At 73.0% G+C, this 21,269-nt stretch carries 23 protein-coding genes and 3 pseudogenes; 15 read left to right on the top strand and 11 right to left on the bottom strand.

Translation table 11 applies throughout. The annotated features are described in order from the left end of the window. The first annotated feature begins 261 nt into the window (after nucleotides 1-261). On the top strand, nucleotides 262-984 hold the full coding sequence (uppS, locus tag AC07FV_RS16695) for a polyprenyl diphosphate synthase (RefSeq protein WP_479087922.1): 723 nt from the start codon (nucleotides 262-264) through the stop codon (nucleotides 982-984). Next, complete coding sequence (locus AC07FV_RS16700; RefSeq protein ID WP_479087923.1) at nucleotides 981-2,456, top strand: oxygenase MpaB family protein; 1,476 nt, start codon at nucleotides 981-983, stop codon at nucleotides 2,454-2,456. Before uppS ends, AC07FV_RS16700 begins: the two co-directional genes overlap by 4 nt. Nucleotides 2,457-2,516: 60 nt before the next feature. Here the strand turns inward: AC07FV_RS16700 and AC07FV_RS16705 are convergent, their stop codons facing one another. Further along, nucleotides 2,517-3,185: a DUF4232 domain-containing protein gene (locus AC07FV_RS16705; RefSeq protein ID WP_479087924.1), complete on the bottom strand. Its 669-nt coding sequence runs from the start codon at nucleotides 3,183-3,185 to the stop codon at nucleotides 2,517-2,519. A 334-nt stretch (nucleotides 3,186-3,519) separates the two neighbouring features. Between AC07FV_RS16705 and AC07FV_RS16710 the strand changes: the two are divergent. Further along, nucleotides 3,520-4,291 (top strand): annotated as a pseudogene (locus AC07FV_RS16710) (SpoIIE family protein phosphatase); the annotation flags it as partial. Between the two features lie 36 nt (nucleotides 4,292-4,327). On the opposite strand, the gene AC07FV_RS16715 reads toward AC07FV_RS16710, so the two are convergent. The 3 genes from AC07FV_RS16715 to AC07FV_RS16725 form a co-directional block, all read right to left on the bottom strand. Further along, nucleotides 4,328-4,969 carry a sigma-70 family RNA polymerase sigma factor gene (locus tag AC07FV_RS16715; RefSeq protein WP_479087925.1) on the bottom strand — a complete coding sequence of 214 codons (642 nt, stop codon included), beginning with the start codon at nucleotides 4,967-4,969 and terminating at the stop codon, nucleotides 4,328-4,330. Between the two features lie 190 nt (nucleotides 4,970-5,159). Further along, on the bottom strand, nucleotides 5,160-5,879 hold the full coding sequence (locus tag AC07FV_RS16720) for a hypothetical protein (RefSeq protein WP_479087926.1): 720 nt from the start codon (nucleotides 5,877-5,879) through the stop codon (nucleotides 5,160-5,162). A 198-nt stretch (nucleotides 5,880-6,077) separates the two neighbouring features. Then, entirely contained in the window at nucleotides 6,078-6,272 is a 195-nt protein-coding gene (locus AC07FV_RS16725) for a hypothetical protein (RefSeq protein WP_479087927.1), read from the bottom strand. A 72-nt stretch (nucleotides 6,273-6,344) separates the two neighbouring features. Here AC07FV_RS16725 and AC07FV_RS16730 point away from each other — a divergent pair, with 72 nt between their 5' ends. The 3 genes and pseudogenes from AC07FV_RS16730 to AC07FV_RS16740 all read left to right on the top strand — a co-directional run bounded on the left by AC07FV_RS16730 (nucleotide 6,345) and on the right by AC07FV_RS16740 (nucleotide 8,305). Further along, nucleotides 6,345-7,022 carry a 2-phosphosulfolactate phosphatase gene (locus tag AC07FV_RS16730; protein ID WP_479087929.1) on the top strand — a complete coding sequence of 226 codons (678 nt, stop codon included), beginning with the start codon at nucleotides 6,345-6,347 and terminating at the stop codon, nucleotides 7,020-7,022. 80 nt (nucleotides 7,023-7,102) lie between these two features. Further along, a complete protein-coding gene (locus AC07FV_RS16735; RefSeq protein WP_479087930.1) occupies nucleotides 7,103-7,720 on the top strand; it encodes a hypothetical protein in 618 nt (205 codons plus the stop codon). Nucleotides 7,721-7,839: 119 nt separating this feature from the next. Continuing rightward, nucleotides 7,840-8,305, top strand: a pseudogene (locus AC07FV_RS16740) (hypothetical protein). Between the two features lie 155 nt (nucleotides 8,306-8,460). Here AC07FV_RS16740 and AC07FV_RS16745 read toward each other — a convergent pair. The 4 genes from AC07FV_RS16745 to AC07FV_RS16760 are packed head-to-tail and all read right to left on the bottom strand — an operon-like array spanning nucleotide 8,461 to nucleotide 12,287. Further along, the gene (locus tag AC07FV_RS16745; protein ID WP_479087932.1) at nucleotides 8,461-9,855 is read right to left on the bottom strand and encodes an NAD(P)/FAD-dependent oxidoreductase; all 1,395 of its coding nucleotides are present in this window, start codon (nucleotides 9,853-9,855) and stop codon (nucleotides 8,461-8,463) included. After that, nucleotides 9,845-11,038: an MAB_1171c family putative transporter gene (locus AC07FV_RS16750; protein WP_479087934.1), complete on the bottom strand. Its 1,194-nt coding sequence runs from the start codon at nucleotides 11,036-11,038 to the stop codon at nucleotides 9,845-9,847. Before AC07FV_RS16750 ends, AC07FV_RS16745 begins: the two co-directional genes overlap by 11 nt. Next, the gene (locus tag AC07FV_RS16755) at nucleotides 11,035-11,652 is read right to left on the bottom strand and encodes a toxin (RefSeq protein WP_479087936.1); all 618 of its coding nucleotides are present in this window, start codon (nucleotides 11,650-11,652) and stop codon (nucleotides 11,035-11,037) included. Before AC07FV_RS16755 ends, AC07FV_RS16750 begins: the two co-directional genes overlap by 4 nt. Beyond that, entirely contained in the window at nucleotides 11,649-12,287 is a 639-nt protein-coding gene (locus AC07FV_RS16760; protein WP_479087938.1) for a hypothetical protein, read from the bottom strand. Before AC07FV_RS16760 ends, AC07FV_RS16755 begins: the two co-directional genes overlap by 4 nt. Before the next feature lie 251 nt (nucleotides 12,288-12,538). Here AC07FV_RS16760 and AC07FV_RS16765 point away from each other — a divergent pair. The 5 genes and pseudogenes from AC07FV_RS16765 to AC07FV_RS16785 form a co-directional block, all read left to right on the top strand. Continuing rightward, nucleotides 12,539-12,762: pseudogene (locus tag AC07FV_RS16765) on the top strand (short chain dehydrogenase); the annotation flags it as partial. 82 nt (nucleotides 12,763-12,844) lie between these two features. Then, nucleotides 12,845-13,414, top strand: coding sequence for a snapalysin family zinc-dependent metalloprotease (locus tag AC07FV_RS16770; protein ID WP_479087940.1), 570 nt, complete (start codon nucleotides 12,845-12,847; stop codon nucleotides 13,412-13,414). A 238-nt stretch (nucleotides 13,415-13,652) separates the two neighbouring features. Then, a complete protein-coding gene (locus tag AC07FV_RS16775) occupies nucleotides 13,653-14,345 on the top strand; it encodes a GntR family transcriptional regulator (protein ID WP_479087942.1) in 693 nt (230 codons plus the stop codon). Between the two features lie 199 nt (nucleotides 14,346-14,544). Next, the gene (locus AC07FV_RS16780) at nucleotides 14,545-15,816 is read left to right on the top strand and encodes an amidohydrolase family protein (RefSeq protein WP_479087944.1); all 1,272 of its coding nucleotides are present in this window, start codon (nucleotides 14,545-14,547) and stop codon (nucleotides 15,814-15,816) included. A 74-nt stretch (nucleotides 15,817-15,890) separates the two neighbouring features. Beyond that, a complete protein-coding gene (locus AC07FV_RS16785; RefSeq protein ID WP_479087946.1) occupies nucleotides 15,891-17,183 on the top strand; it encodes an amidohydrolase family protein in 1,293 nt (430 codons plus the stop codon). Nucleotides 17,184-17,230: 47 nt separating this feature from the next. On the opposite strand, the gene AC07FV_RS16790 is transcribed toward AC07FV_RS16785, so the two are convergent. Together AC07FV_RS16790 and AC07FV_RS16795 are read right to left on the bottom strand one after the other, a co-directional pair. Beyond that, complete coding sequence (locus AC07FV_RS16790; protein ID WP_479087948.1) at nucleotides 17,231-17,575, bottom strand: hypothetical protein; 345 nt, start codon at nucleotides 17,573-17,575, stop codon at nucleotides 17,231-17,233. 74 nt (nucleotides 17,576-17,649) lie between these two features. Beyond that, nucleotides 17,650-18,084, bottom strand: coding sequence for an STAS domain-containing protein (locus AC07FV_RS16795; protein WP_479087950.1), 435 nt, complete (start codon nucleotides 18,082-18,084; stop codon nucleotides 17,650-17,652). A gap of 106 nt (nucleotides 18,085-18,190) precedes the next feature. Between AC07FV_RS16795 and AC07FV_RS16800 the strand changes: the two genes are divergently transcribed. Then, complete coding sequence (locus AC07FV_RS16800; protein WP_479087952.1) at nucleotides 18,191-18,547, top strand: helix-turn-helix transcriptional regulator; 357 nt, start codon at nucleotides 18,191-18,193, stop codon at nucleotides 18,545-18,547. A gap of 126 nt (nucleotides 18,548-18,673) precedes the next feature. Here AC07FV_RS16800 and AC07FV_RS16805 read toward each other — a convergent pair whose 3' ends face one another. Beyond that, nucleotides 18,674-19,129, bottom strand: coding sequence for a VOC family protein (locus tag AC07FV_RS16805; protein ID WP_479087954.1), 456 nt, complete (start codon nucleotides 19,127-19,129; stop codon nucleotides 18,674-18,676). A 225-nt stretch (nucleotides 19,130-19,354) separates the two neighbouring features. Between AC07FV_RS16805 and AC07FV_RS16810 the strand changes: the two genes are divergently transcribed. From AC07FV_RS16810 to AC07FV_RS16820, 3 genes are all read left to right on the top strand, one after another. Continuing rightward, nucleotides 19,355-19,591 (top strand): hypothetical protein, encoded by a 237-nt coding sequence (locus AC07FV_RS16810; protein ID WP_479087956.1) that lies wholly within the window; start codon nucleotides 19,355-19,357, stop codon nucleotides 19,589-19,591. 202 nt (nucleotides 19,592-19,793) lie between these two features. Then, complete coding sequence (locus tag AC07FV_RS16815) at nucleotides 19,794-20,447, top strand: YceI family protein (RefSeq protein ID WP_479087958.1); 654 nt, start codon at nucleotides 19,794-19,796, stop codon at nucleotides 20,445-20,447. Nucleotides 20,448-20,580: 133 nt separating this feature from the next. After that, nucleotides 20,581-21,150 (top strand): glycerol-3-phosphate responsive antiterminator, encoded by a 570-nt coding sequence (locus AC07FV_RS16820; RefSeq protein WP_479087960.1) that lies wholly within the window; start codon nucleotides 20,581-20,583, stop codon nucleotides 21,148-21,150. The last annotated feature ends 119 nt before the right edge of the window (nucleotides 21,151-21,269 follow it).

The raw sequence follows: 21,269 nt of genomic DNA on the forward strand, positions 1-21,269 counted from the left end.
GTGACGGTCCCGTCTTCGGCCGGTCAGGGCCCCTTTCACACTGTCAGACTGCCGCAGGCGAGGCTCTGGCCGGGGTGTGGGATCGGGCAAGACGGGGTGGGCGTGACCAATCAGGCTGCCATCGATCATGGTGCTGCGGACGAGACGGGGCCGCAGGGGGAAGACCGCGGTGTTCCGCGGGCACGCACGGCCGCGTCGGCGCGGCCGGGTGAACGGGCGGACGGTGACGGGCTCGACGGGCAGCGGCGGGAGGGGCGCCCGGTGCGCGGCGTGCCACGGCACGTGGCCTGCGTGATGGACGGCAACGGACGGTGGGCGCAACGGCGTTCGCTTCCCCGCACCGCTGGGCACCGGGCCGCGGAGACCACGGTCATCGACACCATCGAGGCGGCCCGGGCCGCCGGTGTCGAGTGGCTCAGCCTGTACGCCTTCTCCACCGAGAACTGGAACCGCCCCGGACCCGAGATCGCGTTCCTGATGCGGCTGGTGCGCAGGGTCGTGCGCAAGCACGCGCCGCTGCTGCTGGCCCGTGGCATCCGCTGCCGGTTCCTGGGCGTCGCGGACCCGCGTATCCCCCGCGAACTGACCCGGGATTTCGACGACCTGACGACCCTGACGGCCGACAACCGGGGGATGACGCTGACCGTCGCCTTCGACCACGGGGGGCGCCGGGACATCGTGGAGGCCGCGCGGTCGCTGATCCGCAGCGGGACGCCCGCCGATGAGGTGACCGAGCGGCTGTTCGCGGACCACCTGCCCTTCCCCGACACCCCCGATGTGGATCTGGTCATCCGCACCTCCGGAGAGCAGCGCATCTCCAACTTCATGCTCTGGCAGGTCGCCTACGCCGAGTGGGTCTTCCCCGAGGTGCTCTGGCCGGACTTCCGGGCCGCTGACTTCCTCGGCTGCCTGCACACCTACCGGTGCCGTGACCGCCGCTTCGGTGGCGTGCCGGCCGCGACGGACGGAGACCCTTCCCGATGAGCGACACCACGACAACGGCCAGCGAGGCGCCCCTGTTCGGGCCGGAATCCGCGTTCGGTTCCTTCTTCGACGATCCGCGCTGGGCACTGGCCATGATCCGCGCCACCGTGCTGGAGGCCGCGCACCCGCAGATCGGCGCCGCCCTCGTCGACCACTCCACGTTCCTCGCGCATCCCTGGCGCCGACTGCGCAACACCTTCCTGAGCATGCGGCGCATGTTCGGCGCGGACGCGGCGGTACGGGAACGGGAGGCGGCCCGGCTCAACCGGCTGCACGCCCGGATGAGCGGCTCCGATGCCCGCGACCGCCCCTACGACGCGACGGACCGGGCCGCCCGGGCCTGGGTGGTCGCCACGCTCTTCGAGAGCGCGGTCACCATGTGCCGGATGAGCGGCCAGCCGCTCGGCCAGGACACGATGGAGCGGATGTACGCCGAGTACCGCGCCTTCCTCGCCGCGCTGGACGGCGACGCCACCGCCCTTCCCGAGGACCTGGGCGGCTTCTGGCGGTACTTCGACGGAGTCGTCGAGAACGAACTGGAGAACACCGAGGCGGCCCGCGTCATCCTCTACCGCCTCTTCGACCACCTGCCCGCCCCGGCGCTGCTGGACGGGGCACCGGCCCTGTGGGCGGCCGGTCGCAGCGTCGTCGGCCCGCTGCTGGGGGCGATCACCGTCGCCTCGCTTCCCGAGCCGTACCGGCGCCGGGCCGGTCTGCCGGAGCTGCCCGGTGCGCCGGCCCTCATGCAGGGGGCCTACCTGGCCGCCGGGCTCGCCCGCTTCCTGCCGCAGGGCTGGATCAACGCGGAGAGCATCATCGAGGTCCTCTCCCTCTCCCCCGGCAGTGACGACCCCCGCGCCCGGACCGTGGCCGCACTGCGCTCCCGCATGAGGCGCGCGGCGGCCCTGCTCCGTCTCCTGTCACCGCTGGGCGGCGAAGTCTCCTCCGAACCTGACCAGGCGACAGCCTCCTCGCCGGGCGGCACGGGAGAGGGACGGCGTGCGGCGGAGGACTTCTTCCGGGAGGTGCTGGACCAGACGGGCGACGGCCACCTGGACTGGCCGGACCTCGCGGCCATGGCCCGCGAACTGGCCACCCGCCTCGACCTGGACGAACCCGAGGAGACCCGCCTCTACGACGCCTTCGCCGCCTGGTGGCGCGAGTTGCAGGCCGCCCTCGACACGGACGGCGACGGCCGCGTGAGCGCAGGCGAGTACGCCGCCGCCGTGCCCTCCCTGGCCGGGCCGGCACTCATCCGCGCCGCCGAGGTCCTTTTCGACGTCACCGACAAGGACGGCAGCGGAACCATCGACGCCGACGAGTACCGGGCCCTCTTCCGCACCGCCTTCCACCGCGACCTGGCCACCGCCGACGGCACCTGCGGCCGGAGCGCGTTCGTCGCCGACTTCCTGTCCTTCATGTCGGGGCGCCGCACGAGCACCCCCTACGATCCCCTCCTGGCCGACGCCTGACACGGATCACGTCGGCGGCAACCTCGGTGCGGCACGCGGCGTCGCCGGCGACGTGGCGGGTCAGTTCGCCCCGCCCTGGCCCGCGCTGCCCATCGGGCCGACGCGTACGGGCGTGCCGGAGCCGTCGGTGACGGGCAGGGTGGCGGCGCCGGGCCAGGCGAGGGTGACGGACTTCGTCTCGTCGGGCGGTGTCACGACGAGCCCGGTAATGCCGACGCCGGAGCCGCCCGTGTCGTTGAGCGGGTAGGTGATGCCGAAGGAGACCGCCGCGCCTTCCCTGAGGACCATGGAGTCGGCCTTCTGACCACTGCGCTCGGCGGACAGTTCCCCTTCGCCGGTCTTCAGGTCGACGCCCGCGTAGCCGGCCAGGGCGCAGTCCCGGCCGCCGCCGTTCCTGAACGTGACCGCGACCGACCCCTCGGGGTCGCCGTCGATGATGGCGTCCGTGGCGGTGACCTCCAGCTCGTCGGTGCGGCACTTGCCCGTGCCGGCGTCCGAGCCGCTCCCGGCGTCCGTCTGCCGCCCGCCCGAGCCCTCGCCGGCGGAGTCCTTGCCCTCTCCCTGGTCCGAGGAGCCCGAGTCGGAGCCGCCGCCCGACGAAGACCCGGAGGACGCGGAGGACACGGCCGGTCCGTCGCCCTGCGTCGTGCCGTCATCGCCGTTGCACGCCGTGAGCGAGAGACCCGCGGCGACGACCAGGGCGGTGAAGGTGAGCTTGCGAACGCGCATGGGTTCTTCCTCAGTCGCGTGGGGATGCCGCCCGCTCCGCACTTGTCGGTCCGGTGGGCGCTTGTGACCACCAAGAGCCGTCCGGCCCGCCTGCCCGTTCCGCCCGCCTCCTCCCCAAGACATCCCTGTTACACGTCTGGCCCGGCACGACGCTCCCCACCCCGTCGGATCAGGCCCCCTCCCCGGTCCTCGACCGACGCCGTCAGAACGGAGTACGGGGTGGGGACACAGTGCTCCCACGGCCGGGGAGGAACATCGTCCGACCGGCCGGGGCGCCCGTTCCGGCCGGTCGGCGGGTCACGAGGCACGCGCACCGCGCCCTGGACGTGACCACGGGGCGACCTGTCTGCACTCGGTCTACGATCCGGTGTCGCGCCGGTGTGTCATGACCCGGGCGGGGCACCTGCCGCCGGCGGTCGTCGATCCGGACGGCCGGCCGTCCTTCCCGGAGCTGCCGGCCGGTCCGCCCCTCGGTCTCGGCGGCCTGCCGTTCGAGTCGGCGGAGATCGAACTGCCCGTGGGCAGCCTGCTCGCCCTCTTCACGGACGGCCTGGTCGAAGCGCGCGACCACGACATCGACCACGGCCTGACCACGTTGGGGCGGGTGCTCAATGACCGGCACGCGTCCTTGGAGGAGCTGTGCGACCGGGCCGTGGCGGAACTCCTCCCCAGCGGCTCGACGGCACGACACCGCACTGCTGCTCGTCCGCACCCGCGAACTGGGCACCTCGCAGGTCGTCGAGTGGGAGCTGCCCGCCGAACCGGTCACCGCGGGCCGCTTCAGGGACCTGGCCACCGGGCAACTGGACCGGTGGGGACTGGAGGAACTGTCGTTCACGACCGAACTGGTCGTCAGTGAGCTGGTGACCAACGCGGTCAGGCATGCCGCCGGGCCGGTACGGGTGCGCCTCATCCGGGACCGCACCCTGCTGTGCGAGGTCGCCGACACCGGCCACACGTCACCGCACCTGCGCCACAGCAGCGCGGACGACGAGGGCGGGCGGGGCCTGTTCATCGTCGCCCAGCTCGTCCAGCGGTGGGGGACGCGCTACTCCGGCACCGGCAAGACGATCTGGACCGAACAGGCCTTTCCCGCCCCGCAGTAGGCCTGCGGGGCGTCGCCGGGGGCGTCTCGGGGTCTGTCAGGCGGTGGCGCCCAACGGCTCGGTCCGCTCCGCCTCGTGCAAGGCCCGCATCAGGGAGGCGCGGGCCCGGGCGACGCGGGACCGGACGGTGCCGACCGGGCAGCCGCTGAGCGCGGCCGCCTCCGCGTAGGGGAGACCGACGAGTTGGGTGAGGACGAACGCCTCGCGGCGCTCGTGGGGCAGTGCCGCCAGCAGGTCGCCGAGCGCGATGCCGTCGTCGAAGCCCGGCAGACCGCGTTCCTGCGCGCATTCGGCGAGGGTCTGCCAGTCGTCGGTGTCGGCGAGGCGCGGCCGGGCGGAGGCGTGCCGGTAGCTGTCGACGACCGCGCGCCGGGCGATGGACAGCAGCCAGGTCCGGGCGGAGGAGCGGCCCTCGAAGCGGTGCAGGCTGCCGAGGGCCCGCAGGAAGGTGTCCTGGGCCAGGTCGTCGGCGGTCTGGGGATCCACGCCGAGGTAGGTGACGAAGTGCCGTACGTCGCGGTGGAGGGCGCGGACGAAGTGCTCCACGGCCTCCCTGTCACCGTCGCGGGCGGCGAGCGCCCAGGATGTGGTCGATGCGTCGGCGGACGTCCTCGCGCCGCGGCCGCGCGGGATCCGTGCCGTCATATCGCTCGTCTCGGGCAGGGCAGGACTGATCACCTGGTGTCCTTCTCGGGAGGCCGGACGCCCGGGACGCGGGTGTCCGGCACCCGGATCCGGCCGCGGGCGACGCGGTGCGGATCCGGTGGCGGTGTGGGAGTGGCGGGCGGGTCCGCGCACGGCGGCGTACGCCCGCCGCCCGAGCCGCCCGGGCGCGCTGCGCCGTGGCGGTGTCGGGGAGCCGGCTGTCTCAGGCGACAGCGGTCTCCGCAGGAGGGCCCCGAGAGGTGATCGCGTACACGAGGAGGAGCCGGCGCGGCCTCCGTGCCGGGCGGCCACGCCGGGCGAGGAGGCGGGGCCGGTGCGGGAGCCCAGGCAGGGCGAGGCCCAGCCGCAGGGGGGCGGCCAGCCATCCGGCGACGGCCCGCAGGACGCGGAAGGCCGCGCGTTCACCGTGCGCGAGCCACACGCCGCTCAGCAGTGCGGCCAGCAGGTGGGCGGCCGTCATGCCCGTGGACGACATCCCGCCCATGGTGTGGCCCATGCCTGCCAGGGAGTCCGCGACATCCGTCGCGCCCGTGGTGGAGGCGCCCTGTGCCATGGAGTGCAGGGCATGCCCCATGTGCGCCATGTGCGCCGTGTGGTCCGTGGGAGGGGTGCCGTCGGCCATGGCTCCGAGGGAGGCGGACGGCGTCGGGACGGCGACCGGCACCATCCACTCCTGCGCGTACGAGAACCAGGCGTGCAGGGCGGTCTGGGCGGCCACGGCGACCGAGGAGACGAGCATCGGGCCGCGCTCGCGGCCGGCCAGGGCCCACGCGGCGGTCCCGGTCACCGCCGTCGCGGGGGCCAGGGCCCACCAGGGCACCGAGGCGCCCGACATCAGGACGTGGCCCAGGGTGGCGAGCAGCACGCAGACGGCCGCGAACACCGCGGCCCTCGTCGTGCGCGAACACCACCCAGCATGCATGGCGGCTCATCCTCGCATCCCTGGCTCCGCCGTCGTGGGGGATACGGAGCGACACCCCCGCCGGCACTCAGCACTGTCCCGGTGAGTGACGTCACAGTAAAGACCGGGAGCCCGAATCGGGTGCGGGGCGACACCTCCACGTCGGGTGCGGTGCGCGAGGCCCCGGCGGCCGACGGGAGGCCGACGGTCACGCACTGCTCAGACCAGCGCCTCCTTGTAGAAGATGCTGGAACGCCGGTCGCCCTCCGCGCCGGTGGTGAAGCCGATGAAGAGGCGCGCCTCACCGGCGTCGGTGCGGCAGACCGCCAGGCCCTCGGGCTCGCGGTGGTGGAGGGTGGAGCCGGCCCTGGTGAGGACGGGGCCCTGCGAGGAGGCTCGTACCTCCGTCTCCATGGACGGGAGCTTCCGTTCCGCGCTGCCGGCAAAGGGATGGCGGTCCGTCACCGGGTACGCGATCATCGGCCCGTGGACACTCGCTGTGCAGCCATCCACGAGGTGGTCGAGACCCCGCAGGTGGCGGTCGTGGTGGACGTCATGCGTGCGTTCACCGTGGCTGCCTGGGCCTTCGCCCTGGGGGCGGAGAAGATCGTTCTCGCCGGGTCGTTGGACGAGGCCCTGGTGCTCAAGGCCCGGCATCCGGAGTGGGTGGCGATCAAGGACGGTCCGCCCGCGCCCGGGTTCGACGCCGTCAACTCACCCGGCCTGCTGCGCTCCTTCGACCTCGCCGGGCGGACCGTCGTACAGAAGACCACGGCCGGGACGGTCGGGGCCCTCGCGGTCAAGGACGCGCCGCTGGTGCTGTGCACCGCGTTCGTGGTGGCCGAGGCGACGGCGTCGCTCCTGCGGTCGTCCGGGTCGGACAGCGTCACGTTCGTGATCACGGGCGAGGACGGGCGGGCCGACGAGGACCTGGCGTGCGCGCAGTACATCGCCCACCGGACCGCCGGGGCGGAGGCGGATGCCGCGGACTTCCTCCGCCGCGCCGCCGCTTCGCGTGCCGCCGCCGAGCTGACCGCGGGCGTGCGCAGGGGAGCACACGCCGATGACGTGGCCCTCTGCCTCGAGATCGACCGCTTCCCCTTCGCCATGGTGGCGAGCGCGGACGGGCCGCTCATGGTCCTCCGACCGCGCACCCTGCACTGACGACCCCGACCGGGCGGCCCGTCCCAGACGGTGGCACACCGTCCCGTACCACGGCTCACGCCCTCGGTACGCTCGCGTGCATGGGGCTGGACATCACCGTGCTGATCGCCGACTGGGCATGTCTTGGCGGCGTCCCGCCGAGGGAGCGGCTGCCTCGACTGCGGGAGGCCTGGTACGCCGACGAGACGGGACTCCGGGACGACGACGCGCCGACACCCGAGGGCGACTGGGCGTGGCCGCGGGGGCGCCACAGCACCTCCTTCGCCGTCTACGAGTTCCGGGGCACCCTCGGCTCGTTCAAGCCGCACTTCTGGGCCGTGGAGCGCTGGGAGTCCGTGCGTCACCATGCCGACCCGCAGCTGCGGACCGCGTTGGACCCACTGCTGCTCGGGCTGGTCCGCGAAGGGCTGGACGAGACGAGCGGACACGCGCGACCGGGGTTCTTCGGCGCCGACCCCGCCGCCACCCGCGGTCTCCTGCTGGCCCATCCGCCCGACGGTGTGCGGGAACTGGCCGCCAGGTGGGAGGGGGCCGTGCGCCGTCTCGGCGGGCTGCGGGGCGCCTTCGACGAGCACGCCGCCGCTCCCGGCGGGTGGGTCGGCGACTTCGACGAGTTCACCGGCCTGCTGACCGACTGGGGTGACGTGCTGTCCGAGGGCGCCCGGCGCGGCTGGGGAGTCGTGGGCCTGAGCGAGTGACGCACGCGATCCGACACCCGTGCCGTGCACCGTCCTCCTTCAGCTCGTCCCAGCGGCACTGCGGAGCGGTCGGGGCACCGCGCCCGGCCTGTCGGAGGTGGCCACCAGCCTTGCGCACCATGGGCATGGAGATCGACGTGGTGGCCCACCCGGTCGACGACGAGGTGGAGAGGTCCTCAGGATGGCCGAGACGGTGGGCGAGCCCGTCACCGTCACGTTCAGGTGGGAGGGACGCGAAACGGAGCACCTGATGCTGGTGCCCGCGTCCACACTGGCGCTCTGGGAGCACTGAGCCCCCGACCACCGCCACGCGAGGCACACCGAGGACGAGGACGAGGACCGGGCCGCTGCGGGGAGTACGCGACACGAACTCGCCCATCCGGAGGAGTTCGGTCCCTACACGCTGCTCGGACGGCGGGTGGGAGGGCGGACGGCGGTCGCACCCGAGGGTGCGGTGGTCGCCGAGCTGCTCGCCCCGGAAGAGGCCCGCCGGCTCCAGGACGGGGCCCGCGAGGTACGCCAGGGGTTCATGGTCCCGAAGCAGGGGCGGCGTTCGAGGAGTTCCTCGCCCGGCAGAAGCACTGAGCAGCGCCCCTCCTGCCGCACGGCGCTGGGCGTGGGCGGCACCCGGTCACTGCGGGCAGCCGCCGGCGCAGAGCACACCGGCCGTCCCGCCGACGCCGTCACCGGCCGCCACGGGGACGACGTGGCTGGTGGCGACCGGGGGACTCCCGCCGGATTCAGGACAGGGCGCTCTTCCTCTCGCTGTCGCTCAGGGGCGGGCCCGGTAGCCGCGGCTTCTTCGGGCCGAACAGCATCGGCAGGAGCATGTCGGGCGAGAACAGGCGAGTGGGCCGCTTCTCCAGGCTCATCACGTCCAACAGGGCACCCAGCGCACGCGGATGGGCTGCGCCGGTCTCGACGGCACGGTCGACGTAACGGGCCAGCAGCCGCTCGGCTCCGGTGAGCGGAGTGTCCGTCGCACCGGGGTAGAGGGCGTCCTGACCCACCGCCAGGTCCCAGGCCGCGCCGACCGGGCGGGCCGCGGCGCGCTGGAGGCGTCTCGCGGTGCCGGGGGCGGTGATGCTCGTGGTCCTGAGGACGGCGCGTACCGCGAGGGCGCACTGCGCGCCGACCGTGAGGCCGTGGCCGTACACGGGGTTGTAGCCGGCGACGGCGTCTCCCAGGACGACGAACCCGGCGGGCCACTGCCCGGCCTTCTCGTAGTAGCGGCGGGTGTTGGCGGTGGACCGGGAGGTGGCCACGTCACCGATCGGTTCGGCTTCCTCGAGGAGTTCGCCGATGACCGGGTCGCCGAGGCTTCGTGCGAAGCCGACGAAGGCCTCGGGGTCGCCGCTGGGCTCACCGCCCCGCGTGCCGGAGAGGGTGACGATCCACCGGCCGTCCTCCACGGGCAGGATGATGCCGCCCCGGCCCGGCGCCTTCGCGGGGTTGGCCTGGACGTTCACGATCGGAAAGGCCAGGTCGGCGGTGGCGTGAGGGGCGCGGAAGACGCGGGTGGCGTAGGTGACCCCGGCGTCCACCGTCCGTTCGGCGGGCTGCGGCAGGCCCAGTTCCGCCAGCCAGCGCGGGGCGCGGGAGCCGCGCCCCGAGGCGTCGACGACCAGGTCGGCCGGGAGCGTCGACTCCCCGTCGCCGTCACGGACGCGGACCCCGGTGACGCGGGTGGCGTCGCCCGCCGGTCCGAGCGCCGTGGTGTCCTGCCGCAGGGTGATGCGCTGGTCCGCGAGGACATGTGCGCGCAGCACGGCGTCGAGCAGGTCACGCGAGCACACGAGGTTGCGGTGGGGGGTCGCCACGAACCGCCTGAACCAGACCTCGTTGGGCGCCCGGGAGACCATGTCGCCCATGATGTGCGCCAGGCGTCCGCCGCGGGCGACGACCTCGTCGACACTGCCCGGCAGCAGTTCGTCGAGGGCCCGCACTCCCCCGCTCCACACGAGGTGCGCGTGCCTGGCCTGCGGAACGCCCCGCCGCGCGGTCGGTCCGTCGGGCAGGACGTCCCGCTCGACGAGGACGACGTCGGCGAACTCCGCGAGGGCGGCGGCGGCGAACAGGCCGGTCGCGCTGGCCCCGATGACAACGGCTGCGGGGCGGCTCGTGCTAGGAGGCATCTGTGTTGGCGCTTTCTGTTCTGGTCACCCGTCGAAGGATGCCGTCGATGAGGCGGGGCTGCCGCAGGCTCTGGGAGATCTCGTCGATGTGGTCACTGACGTCGGCGCCGAGCTGCTGCTTCTCGAAGGTCACCCGGGCCGGCGTCTCGTCGCGGTGGGCCCGGAGGGCCGCCCGGACGGTGACGGCCCCGGCGAGGCCGCGTGCCCGGCCCTCGTCGAGGCCGGCCGGCGCGGCGTTCCACGCCCGCAGGTGGAGGTCCCGGTCGAGGTAGGGGGCCAGGATGCGCAGGGCGTCGTGGATCCTCTGCTGGCGCTGCACCAGGCGCAGGCCCAGGGGCATCCGGCGTCCCGACCGGGGGGTGACGGGCGACGGCACCACGTCGCGGACGGCCGACCACAGCGGGCGCAGCTGCCGGTACTCGCGCCGCTCGTGCAGCCGGTTCCGCAGGGAGGGCCCGACCTGGGGCACGATGAACCCCACGGCGACGAGGATCGCTTCCAGGAGGGCGAACGGCGGTGCCACCCGGGTGCTGAGGCCGTCCCAGTCCTGGCCCGACCAGCGCGCACCGAGCGCGAGCGCCTTCACCGCGTCGAAGACGACGCCCGAGGCGAAGCCCAGTTGCAGGCAGACGACGCCCGACTTCAGCCAGCGGTTCTCGATCCTGGGCCACCACTTCCACAGCATGTAGGTGGCGACCAGGGAGGACACCATGTGCGCGAGCAGGTACAGCAGGATGTGCTCACGCATCCAGGGCGTGCCCGCGTAGTAGGTGTCGAGGTCGTAGATCCGCGGTTCCGGCACGTCGGCGAGGAGGAACGTCGTCCACAGGCCCACGACGACCCCGGCGTAGATCCGGTAGACGTTGCGCATCCGCTGTCGGCGCCGAGGGGACGGCTCCTCCCTCCACCGCATGATCATCGTCAGGCCGGTGGCGCAGAACGCGGTCAGGAAGCTGTACGCCCAGGGGGACGCGATGTTCGGTACTCCGGTCAGCTCGTTGAGACGGTCGATGTTGGCCGGCGTGATGACCACGAGGACGACGGTGGCGAAGCTCAGCAGCAGGGTGGTCGCGCGGACGTCGGGATCGCGCCAGGCCCGGACCAGGGTGGGGAACTTGAGGACCAGGGCGAGCAGGAGCAGCACGGTGGGGACGGCGTACGGGATGTGGAAGGGGGCGTTCACAGGATGCGGCCGCCGCGGTCGAGCAGCGAGAGGTTGATGCGTCCTTCGACGGTCGCGGCGCTGACCGGCCCCTCCGCGTAGCGGCCCTTCATCCAGGAGCGCACTTCCCGGCCGAAGAGCAGGCCGAAGGTCTCCGCCTCGACCTCGTGGTGCTCGACCGTGTCCGCTCGTGCCGCCACGGTGAGGACCGCCTCGCGCGGTACTTCGCTCGGTGCGAGGATCTGCTCGACGGCCCGGCGGACGGCCTCGGGGTGCTGCCGGGCGGTGGGGCTGCGGGCGGCGCCGTGCAGCCCGGCTATGTGGTGGCCGCGGTCCTCTTCCTCCTCGTGCCAGAGTTCGTGGCCGAGGATGACGAGTTGGGCCAGGGGGGCGGTGTCCTCCTCGACCACGATGATGGAACGGTCCCCGAGGTCCAGTCGGGCACCCGACACGTCCACGTCGGCCATGTCCTTGGGGAACCTGCTGAATCTGAGGTCGATCGGCCGTCCCTTGCGGACGCTCATGGCCCGGCAGAACTCCCGCATGACGTCGCGTGGGTCGGCCGGCCGGCTGAGCGTCTTCGACGCCTCCGCGCCCAGGGCGCTCAGCAGTGCCCTCATGGCTTTGCCGCTCATCGCCCGCCGTCTCCCCCCTGAGGCAGCACCGACCTCAGAACTCCTTCCAGAAGGCGCTCCAGCTGCGCCCGTGGAACGGACCCGTGCATCCGCAGGTCCGAGCTGACCACGCCGTACCGGTCCAGCAGTGCCGCGACCGGGTCCATCTCGTGCAGGGCCGCCTCGGGGCCCAGGTGCGGATGCTCCAACTTGTGCGCCAGTGGGCGCAGGACGCGTGCGAGCGCCTCGTCGGCCGGCGCGGTGAAGAACGACTCCCCGCCCTCCACGCCGAAGAATCCCACCAGGTGGTGCAGGAGTTCCACGTTCGGCGTCTTCCTGCCGTCGCAGACCGCGCGGGCCCATACGTCGGAGATGCCGGTGCGTGCGGAGACCTCGGCGGCCAGGTCCCTCATGATCGTGCCGTGGCGGCGCAGGTGGGCGTCGCCGAGCGCCTTGATACGTCCGCGGACCCGTTCGCCGACCGTGTCGTCGGGCGGCCTCCCGCCTGCGAGCAGCTGCCGGACGACGCTCTCCGGCAGGGCCGTCGTGGCCGCCAGCACCGAGGGATCGAGGAACCGGGCACGCGTGAGGCCCTGCTCTTCGATGGCCCGGTCCAGGCGCAGCAGCGTCCGGGCCAGCGAGGTCTGCGACTCCAACGATCTGCTCCCTGATGGCCGAGGCGCCGGAACTGCGTGGCAGCGTACGCACAACTCCGCACGGTGACAACGATCGTTTATCGGCCATCAGCGATCGTTGACCGCCTCATCCGCCCTGCCCGCTAAGGCCGTTGCGGCGCCGTCCCGCGCCGAGGCGGTGGCGCCCGCGACCGAGGCCGTCCCGCCCTGCGGCGTTCCTGCGGTGGGACTCGTCCCCGCCGCGGCGGGGATCAACGCAGTGCCTGCGGGCCGTCGTCGGCACGGTGCACACGGCGCAGTTGCCGCCCTGCTCGCCGCCACCTCCCCCGAGGCCGTCGGCGGGGGCTTCTACGGGCCGAGGGGGTCGGGGCACATGGGTGGCCCGCCGGCACCGCAGAAGCTGTACGGCCGGTTGCGCGACGCCGAGGAGGCACGGCGCGTCTGGCGGATCTCCGAGGAGCTGACGGGCGCTCACTTCAAGGGCCAGCCGGATTGACGGATTGGCGGTGGGGAGACGTGGGCAGGGAGGCACGTGATGTCATGAACGCGACTACCTTCCCCCCACGAGGAGGTCGACCATGCACGTCCGCACCCTGACCGGCGGCTTGGCCGCGACACTGCTGACGTCCCTGTCCCTGCTCGGCGGCCAGGCGCTGGCCGCCGTCCCCTCCGAAGGCTCAGCGCCACCCGCTGCCGCCGCCCGGGTCCTCACCTATGACGCGAGCGGCGCCGCGGAGTTCAGGTCCGCGGTCGATCGCGGCGCGGCGATATGGAACGAGAGCGTCGACAGTGTGGAACTCCGCCCGGCCGCGTCCGGGCAGCGCGCCAACATCCGCGTCCTGGCGGACAACGGCTGGCCGCGCGCCCTGCCCGGTTCCCTCGGCAACGGCACCGTCTACATCGGGCGCCAGGCCGTGAACCAGGGGTACAACACGGTGCGCATCTCGTCCCATGAACTCGGCCACATCCTGGGCCTGCCGGACCGCAAGCCCGGCCCCTGCACCAGCCTGATGTCGGGCTCCAGCGCGGGCGTCCCCTGCACCAACCCGTACCCGAACGCGGCCGAGAAGGCCGAGGTCGAGGGCAACTTCTCCGCGACCTCCCGAGCCCCGGAACCGGCCCCCGGGCCCGTCCTGGTCGGAGACTGACCGAGGACTCCGGGAGCGGCCGTGCACGACGCGCGCCCCCCTCGTGACCACGGGCGGGGCGCGCCGTTCCGCGACGCGCCGACAGGCGTCGTCGTCGCTCCCGGACCGTCCTCGCATCGAACCCCCGGCCGATGCGACGGGAGCTGTCGAGCACGCCGGGCGACGAACCCGTCCGGACCACCGCCCGCCCGGGCGAAACGTATTCTCGTGCTGACCACGACAGCGAGGGACGGTCCACGTGGCAGCCAGCACACCGCAAGCGGAGCAGACCCGGACGTCGCTGAGCGCGCAGGCCCGGGAGGCCGTGCGCCGGCGCATCGTGGACCGGCGGTACCCCATGGGCGCACGTCTGGTGGAGCGGGAGGTGGCCGAGGAACTGCGGATGTCCCGGGTGCCGGTCCGCGAGGCGCTGCGCGCCCTGGTCGCCGAGGGGCTCCTCGAACTGCTCCCGCACAGCGGCGTGCGCGTACGCCGGCTGGAACGCGCCGACGTCCGGTACCTGTACGAGGTGTGGGAGCCGCTGGCCGTCCAGGCGTCGAGGCTGGCAGCGCGCCGGGTCGCCGCCGCGGACGGTCCGCCGCCGGAGCTGGCGGCGCTGCACGCGTCGCTGTCACGGGCCGAGGAGGCCGCCGACCAGGACGAGGGCGCCCGCGAGGTGGCGGCGCACACGGAGTTCCACGAGCGGATCGTGGCCCTCGCGGGGAACCCGCTCCTGGCCCGCACCATGGAGCAGCTCGGCTGGCAGTTGCAGTTGCTCTTCGGGATGCGCGCCGAGCCCGCCCACATGCGGGCCCAGCACGCGGAGATCTTCCGGCACATCGCCGCGGGCGACGACGAGGCGGCCGCGGCGAGCACCCTGCTGCACGTCCGGGACAGCAGGGCCGTGGCACTGCGCTCCCTGTTCGGGGACACCTCTTTGTATACCAAGTAGGCCCAACGCCTGACCATCCTCCTCCACCCTGAGCCCGAACCCCCACAAAGTCTCCGCACCATGGATCTCGACGCCCCGGTTCCCGGCCCTGCGGCGCCTCACCCTTGCCGACCCGCGCTCCTTGGTATACAAAATGACGCCAGTACCTCCCGTGACTTCCCCCCGTCCGGTTGGCTGTCGATCGCCCCCAGGAGCCCGCATGTGCGTCGAACCCTCCGAGCCCCCGTCCAGCAGGCTGACCCGGCGGGGCGTGCTCGCCGCGTCGGCGGCCCTCGCCGGCACCGCGGCCGCCCTAGGGACCGCCGCCCCGGCGACCGCGGCGCCGCATCGGCGCCCGCCGCGCACCGGTGACCTGGTCGTCGAGGGCGGCACCCTGCTCGACCCGGCGACCGGCGAGGTCACCGAGGACGCCGTCGTGGTCGTCCGTGACGGCGTGGTGCGTGCGGCGGGTGCCCGCGGCCGGACCACCGTCCCGGCCGGGCTGCCGCGACTGGACGCCCACGGCCAGTGGGTCCTGCCCGGCCTGATCGACGCGCACATCCACCTCAACACCGCGGCGGAGGCACGCGACGCGGTCGGCAAGGGTGCCACCAGTGCGCGCAGCGGGTCCACGAACTTCTTCCAGGACATCGCCGTACGGGAGCTGGCCCGGCGGGCGCCCACCCTGGCGCCGCGGCTTCGGGCCGCGGGAGTGTTCGTCACGCCGGACCTCGGCGACACCGTCCTCGCCGACCCGGAACTCACCGCGCTGGCCGGTTCGAAGGACGGGGTGCGCTCCCCCGAGGCCCTGCGCCATGTCGTACGGACCAACCTGGCGCGCGGCGCGGACGTCATCAAGACGCGGGTGAACGAACGGGCCGGACTGCCCGACCAGGACCCGCTCACCCAGGTCTACTCGCACGCACAGCTCAGCGAGGTGGTCGCGGCCGCCCGTGCCGGTGGCAGCGGCGTCCTGTGCCACAGCTACAGCGAGCGCGGCTGCCACGACGCGGTGACGGCGGGCGTCCGATCCCTGGAGCACGGTGTGTTCGTCACGGAGCGCACGCTGTACGAGATGCGCCGCAGGGGGACGTGGTTCACCCCCACCCTGACGGCCATCGCGGGCCTCGCGACGTCGGCGGATCCGGTGCTCGCCGAACGGGGCCGCACCTATCTGCCGGTCCTGAAGCGGGCGGTGCTGGCCGCGCACGAGGCCGGTGTGCCCCTGGCTGCCGGCACCGACTCCTCCGGCGGCTCGGTCGACCCCATCGGCCGCGAGGTGGAGCTGATGCACGCGGCCGGCCTGTCACCGCTCGACGCGATCCGCACGGCCACGACCCAGGCGGCGAAGCTGCTCGGCCTGGAGGGCACGGCGGGCCGGCCGACCCGCGGTCACGCGGGCGACCTGATCCTGGTCGCCGGCGACCCGCTGGCCGACCTGGGCGTGCTCTCCGCCCCGACCCGTGTGGTGCGTTCGGGCATACCCCGCTGACCGCGCCCCGCGCCGAACGGCGTGGAAGACGGCAGCACCGGCCCCCGCCCCCTCTCACCCTCCAGGAGAACGGCATGACTCCGCCCTTGACCCGACGCCACGTCATCGCGGGCGCGGCCTCGCTCGGCGGCACCGCCGCCCTCGCCTCCACCACGGCACAGGCGGCACCGGACCCCGCCCGCTCCGCGCGGAAGGCCGTCGTCTTCCGCGACGTGCGGCCCTTCGGGCGGCGGGAGGCGGTCGATCTGACGGTCGTCGACGGTCGGATCTCCGACCGGCCCGCGCCCCGGGGCGCGAAGGTGGTGGACGGTGCCGGACGGATGGCCCTGCCGGCGCTCGTCGACGCGCACATCCATCCCGACAAGACGAGTTGGGGTGGCGGGTGGGTGTCGCGCCGGCCCGCGGACTCCATCGCCGACTACTGCGCCCAGGACGTCGACCTGTACCGCTCCCAGCGGCGCCCCGTCGGGGAGCGGGCCCACGCCCTGATGGCACACGCCGTGACCCGCGGGACCCGTGCGATGCGGGCCCACGCGGACGTGGCGCCGGCCTACGGTCTGGCCGGTGTGGAGGGCGTGGCCGAGGCCCGGGAGCGCCTCGCGGACGCGCTGGACGTGCAGATCGTGGCGTTCCCCCAGCACGGCGTGATCCGTACCCCCGGCACGGCTCAGCTGCTGGCGACCGCGGCGCGCGAGGGTCTGGTCGACCTGATCGGCGGCATCGACCCGATCAGCTTCGACCAGGCGCCGGAGGAGCAGCTCGACCTTGTCTTCGACCTCGCGGACCGGCACGGCGTCGGGGTGGACATCCACCTGCACGACCGCGACGAGAAGGGCACCCGGGTGCTGCGCGGCATCATCGAACGCACCCGGGCCCTGTCCCTGCGGGGCCGGGTGACGGTCAGCCACATCTTCTGCCTGCCGTTCCTCGCCGAGAGCGAGCTGCGGTCGACGGCCGAGGACCTGGCCGAGCTGGACATCGCCCTGACGACGGTCGCGCCGAACGAGTCCCTGGTACTGCCCGTGACCACGCTGCGCGAGCACGGGGTACGGGTCGGGCTCGGCTCGGACGGGGTGCGCGACTCCTGGAGCCCCTTCGGGAACGCGGACATGCTCCACCGCACCCATCTGCTGGGCTGGGTCACCGACGTACGTCTCGACGAGGAGCTGTCCTCCTGCTACACCACCGGGGCGCACGGGGGCGCCGACGTGATGGGCCTGCCCCGGGCCGACCTGGAACCGGGTTCGCCGGCCGACTTCGTGCTGCTGCGCGGCGAGTGCCTGCCGCAGGTCGTGGTCGACATGCCCCAGCGCGACATGGTCGTCCACGGAGGCCGGGTGGTCGCCCGCAACGGCGAGCTGGTCTGAACGGTGGGGTGGGCCTCCGGGCGTCGGGAGATCGGGGCGTCGGGGGATCAGGGCGGAAGCCGGTGGGCCTCCTCCGCGTCGAGGGACGCGAGTCCTTCCTCCCAACGCCGGCGGCGCTCGTCCTCGCTCTGTTCCCACCAGGGTGTGCCCCGTTCCCCCAACGCGATCTTGGCCCGGTGCACCCGTGCCCGCGCCTCGCGCTCGGCCTCCGGGTCACCGGCGGTCGTGGCCGAACGCACCGCGCGCCGGGCCGACATGAGGTGACGCCGCAGCCGGGCCTCCGTCTCCTCGGGTACGGACGGGTCGGTCGCCCGCCACTTGCGTCCCCGCACGACGACGAACCGGCCGTCGGGGGTCCTGTCCGGCGGCTTCTTCGCTTCCACACGGGCCATCCTGCCCGCACTTCCCTGCAGCACCGGCACCGACCTGCCCGCAGGCCCGATGCTCCACGGGGCAGCGGCGGAACCTAGCCGACAGCGGCGTCCTCCACCGTCCCGCGCACCTTCAGGATGGTGTCCACGCCGGTGAGTTCCAGGATCCGTTTCAGCTGGGCCGTCGGCGCGGCCACGCGCAGATCGGTGGACAAGTGGGTGTGGATCAGGAGGTTGAGGAGTGTCGAGTCCGCGAACACGATCCCGGAAGCGTCCACGACCACCTTCTCGTGCTTGGCCGCCGCCACCTCCATCGCTTCCGCCAGTGGCGTGATGGAGTGCATGTCGTACGCGCCGTTCGCGACGACGACCCACGCGCCGTGCCACTCGTACTGCACCACCGCCGCCCGGTCCGGAACGCGCACACCGGTCGGTACGGCAGGCACCCCCCGCTCGCCGTCGGCATCGACCGCTCGTCCGTGTGTCGCGGCCTCTGCTCCGGCCCCTGTTCCGGCCTCGTCGACAGACACCCTCGGGTCCCTCCTGTGACTCTCCCGTGGGGGATCGCGCCATCCATTACGCGAAAAGTATGTCACGTATTCTGCATCAGGCAAAGATGGTCATACAATGCTGCGCATGGTTGGAGTATCTGAGTCGCACAGCGGATGGACGTTCATCACCAACCACGCGCGCGTACTGGCGGCCATCGCCGACAACCCGAACATCCGGATCCGCGACATCGCCGCCCACTGCCGTCTCACGGAGCGCGCCGTCCAGCGGATCATCTCGGACCTGGAGCAGGACGGTTACCTGTCCCACACCCGCGACGGGCGCACCAACACGTACCGCATAGACCCGGACAAGGTCCTGCGTCACCCGGCCGAGGCGGGCCTCACCGTGGCCTCGCTGCTCTCCCTGCTGGTCCAGGACGAGACCGACCGCATCGGGCAGACGGGGCCGCAGCCCCTGATGGAAGCCAACAGCGCCCACTGACGACCCTCCGGCAGACCTCCCGCCGGACCGTCGAGGACGGTGGGAGCGTACGCCGGTGCGGCGGGTCGGCAGCGACGTCGGGGTACCCGTCGAAGATCCGCTCCTCGGTGGCGCGCCCGGACGTCCTCACTGCGGGCGGTCCCGCTCCCCCTCCGGTACCGGGTGCGCCGAGGAGACGAAGAGGCAGAACGGATGCCCCGAGGGGTCCGCGAGCACGTACAGCGGCTCCTCCTGATCTCCGGAGCGGTCGAGCAGGAGTTCCGCCCCCAGCGACTCGGCCCTCAGACGCTGACGTGCCAGCGCCGCGGAGTCCGGCACGGTGAGATCGAGGTGCGCCTGCATCGGAACGTCGTGCAGCGGCCACGTCGTGCGCGGGAGCCGGTCCACCAGCTGGAAGGCGAGGCGGTTCGTTCCGTCGGGCGTGCGCAGCACGAGCCAGTCGGGTGCCTCCGGCGCGCCGTCGGCCGGGGGTTCGTCCCCCGGCCGGTACGTCAGGCCGAGCAGGTTCCGGTAGAACTCGGCCAGTCGCCTGGGATCGGTGGTGTCCAGCACGGTGTGCAGCAGCCGGGGGTACTCGCCCATGGATCCTCCGCGTCGCCTGGGTGTTCCGCTCCTCTGCCGGTTCCCCGTCGGAGGCGTTCCCCACACGGCCGGGCCGTCGAGCGTCCGGGAGGGCGCGGCCGCGGGATGCGTGCCGACCGCCCTCGGCGCCACCCGCTCCCCCGAGCGCCCCGGGCCTCGCCGCACCCCGTGGTGCCCGCGGGTCGGGGACGGGGCGGCGCCGGGTCCAGGCCTAGGATCGGCGGCGTGGACATTCCCGAGGATCTGATCGTTCTTGAACGGGCCGCGGAAGAGCAGCGTGCGCGGCTCGCCGGACTCGACGGCGAGGAGTTCGACGCGCAGCACCGGGCCTGGCGTGCGGCGGCCCAAGCCGCGCAGGCCGCGATCGCGGACCACGCCACGGTCAGCGGCCAGTCGGCGGAAGGTGTCGAGAGCGCGGTCAAGCGCGCCGTCCGGCAGGCAGAGGAGGATCCCGCCGGGTAGCCCGGCGGGACACCGGCCCTCACCCCCTCCCGGCGCGATGGCCCCCCGGGTCGGCACCGGGCGGCGGCACCGGATTCATGTCGATCTTGTGCAGTTCTGCGGTCGGCATCATGGAAGCCAGACGAGGTCAGACATCTTGCCGCGTCCTACCGGTCGGCTCCGTGATAGCACCAGGTGACCGACTCGGAAAGGCCACGACTCCATGGGTATCTTCAGCCGCCGTCAGACCGCCGTCATCGACCCGCCGCCGGCTGTCGACTCCGACCACCCCCTCGGGCGGTCCGCGACGAGCGACGCCATGCTCGACCCGGCGCTGCGGGCACTGACCGGACACTGGACCATCGACCGCCCGCACAGCCGGATCGGCTTCTCCGTGCGGCACGCCATGGTCACGACCGTGCGCGGGGCCTTCGCCGACTACGACAGCACGCTCTACTTCGACGGGGCCCGGCCTTCCGAGTCCCGGGCGGAACTGGTCATCCGCGTCGCCAGTGTCGACACGGGTGTGGAGCAGCGGGACGGTCACCTCGTGGGCCGGGACTTCTTCGACGCGCGCCGCTATCCGGAGATGACCTTCCGCAGCACCTCCACGGTCCACGAGGCGGGCGAGAGCTTCCGCATGACGGGGGACCTCACGATCCGCGACCGGACCCGGTCCGTGGAGATCCAGTTGGACTACCTCGGCTCCGTCATGGACCCGTTCGGTTACGAGCGCGCGGGCTTCGACGGCACCACGACCATCGACCGCAGGGAGTGGGGTCTCGTCTACAACCAGCGGCTCGAGGCCGGCGGCAGCATGGTCAGCGAGAAGGTCCGGCTCCAGTTCGACATCTCGGCGATCCGCGCCACCCGATAGGTTCCCCGGGCCCGCTCCCGCCGTGCGCCGAACCTCGGCCACGCGGGCCGGGCGCCGGGGGCCGGAACCGGCGTCATACCCTGAGGGGAGGACGCCGTCCGCGCCTTCTGCCTGTGCCTCCCGGGAGAGCTCTTTGGACACCACACCGCTGCCCGCCCTCCTGGAGGACCACCCGGTCGTCGCCAGCGTCAAGGACGCGGAAGGCCTGGAGACCGTACTGCGCTCCGACTGCCGCATCGTCTTCCTGCTCTACGGCACGCTCCTGGACCTCCCCGAGATCGTCGACCGTCTGAAGGACGACGGGCGGACCGTCCTGGTCAACGTCGACCTGCTGGAAGGTTTCGCCGGCAAGGAGATCGTGGTCCGCTACGTGAAGGAGAAGACGCGCGCCGACGGGATCCTCAGCTCCAAGGCGTTCATGGTGCGCGCCGCCCGCGAACTGGGCCTGTACGCGGTGCACCGCTTCTTCCTCATCGACTCCCTCTCGTACCGCAAGCTCGCCCCGCAGGTGCGGTCGTCCCAGGCGGACTGCGTGGAGATCCTCCCCGGATGCATGCCGAGGGTCATCTCCTGGGTCGTCGCCGACATCGACGTGCCGCTCATCGCGGGCGGCCTGGTCTGCGACCGGGACGACGTGTTCGCCGCGCTGAAGGCGGGGGCCGCCGCCATCGCCTCGTCGAATACCGACGTATGGGAGATGTGACACACCCGGCGAACCCTTGACACTCGCCGGAGCGTCACTCTAGGTTTACGTCGCGGCCACTCGATCGGCCGCCACAATCGCATATCGGCTTCGGTTCCGCGCCGGAGCAGTTACTAGAG

This window comes from Streptomyces sp. NPDC045956 (assembly GCF_056430705.1).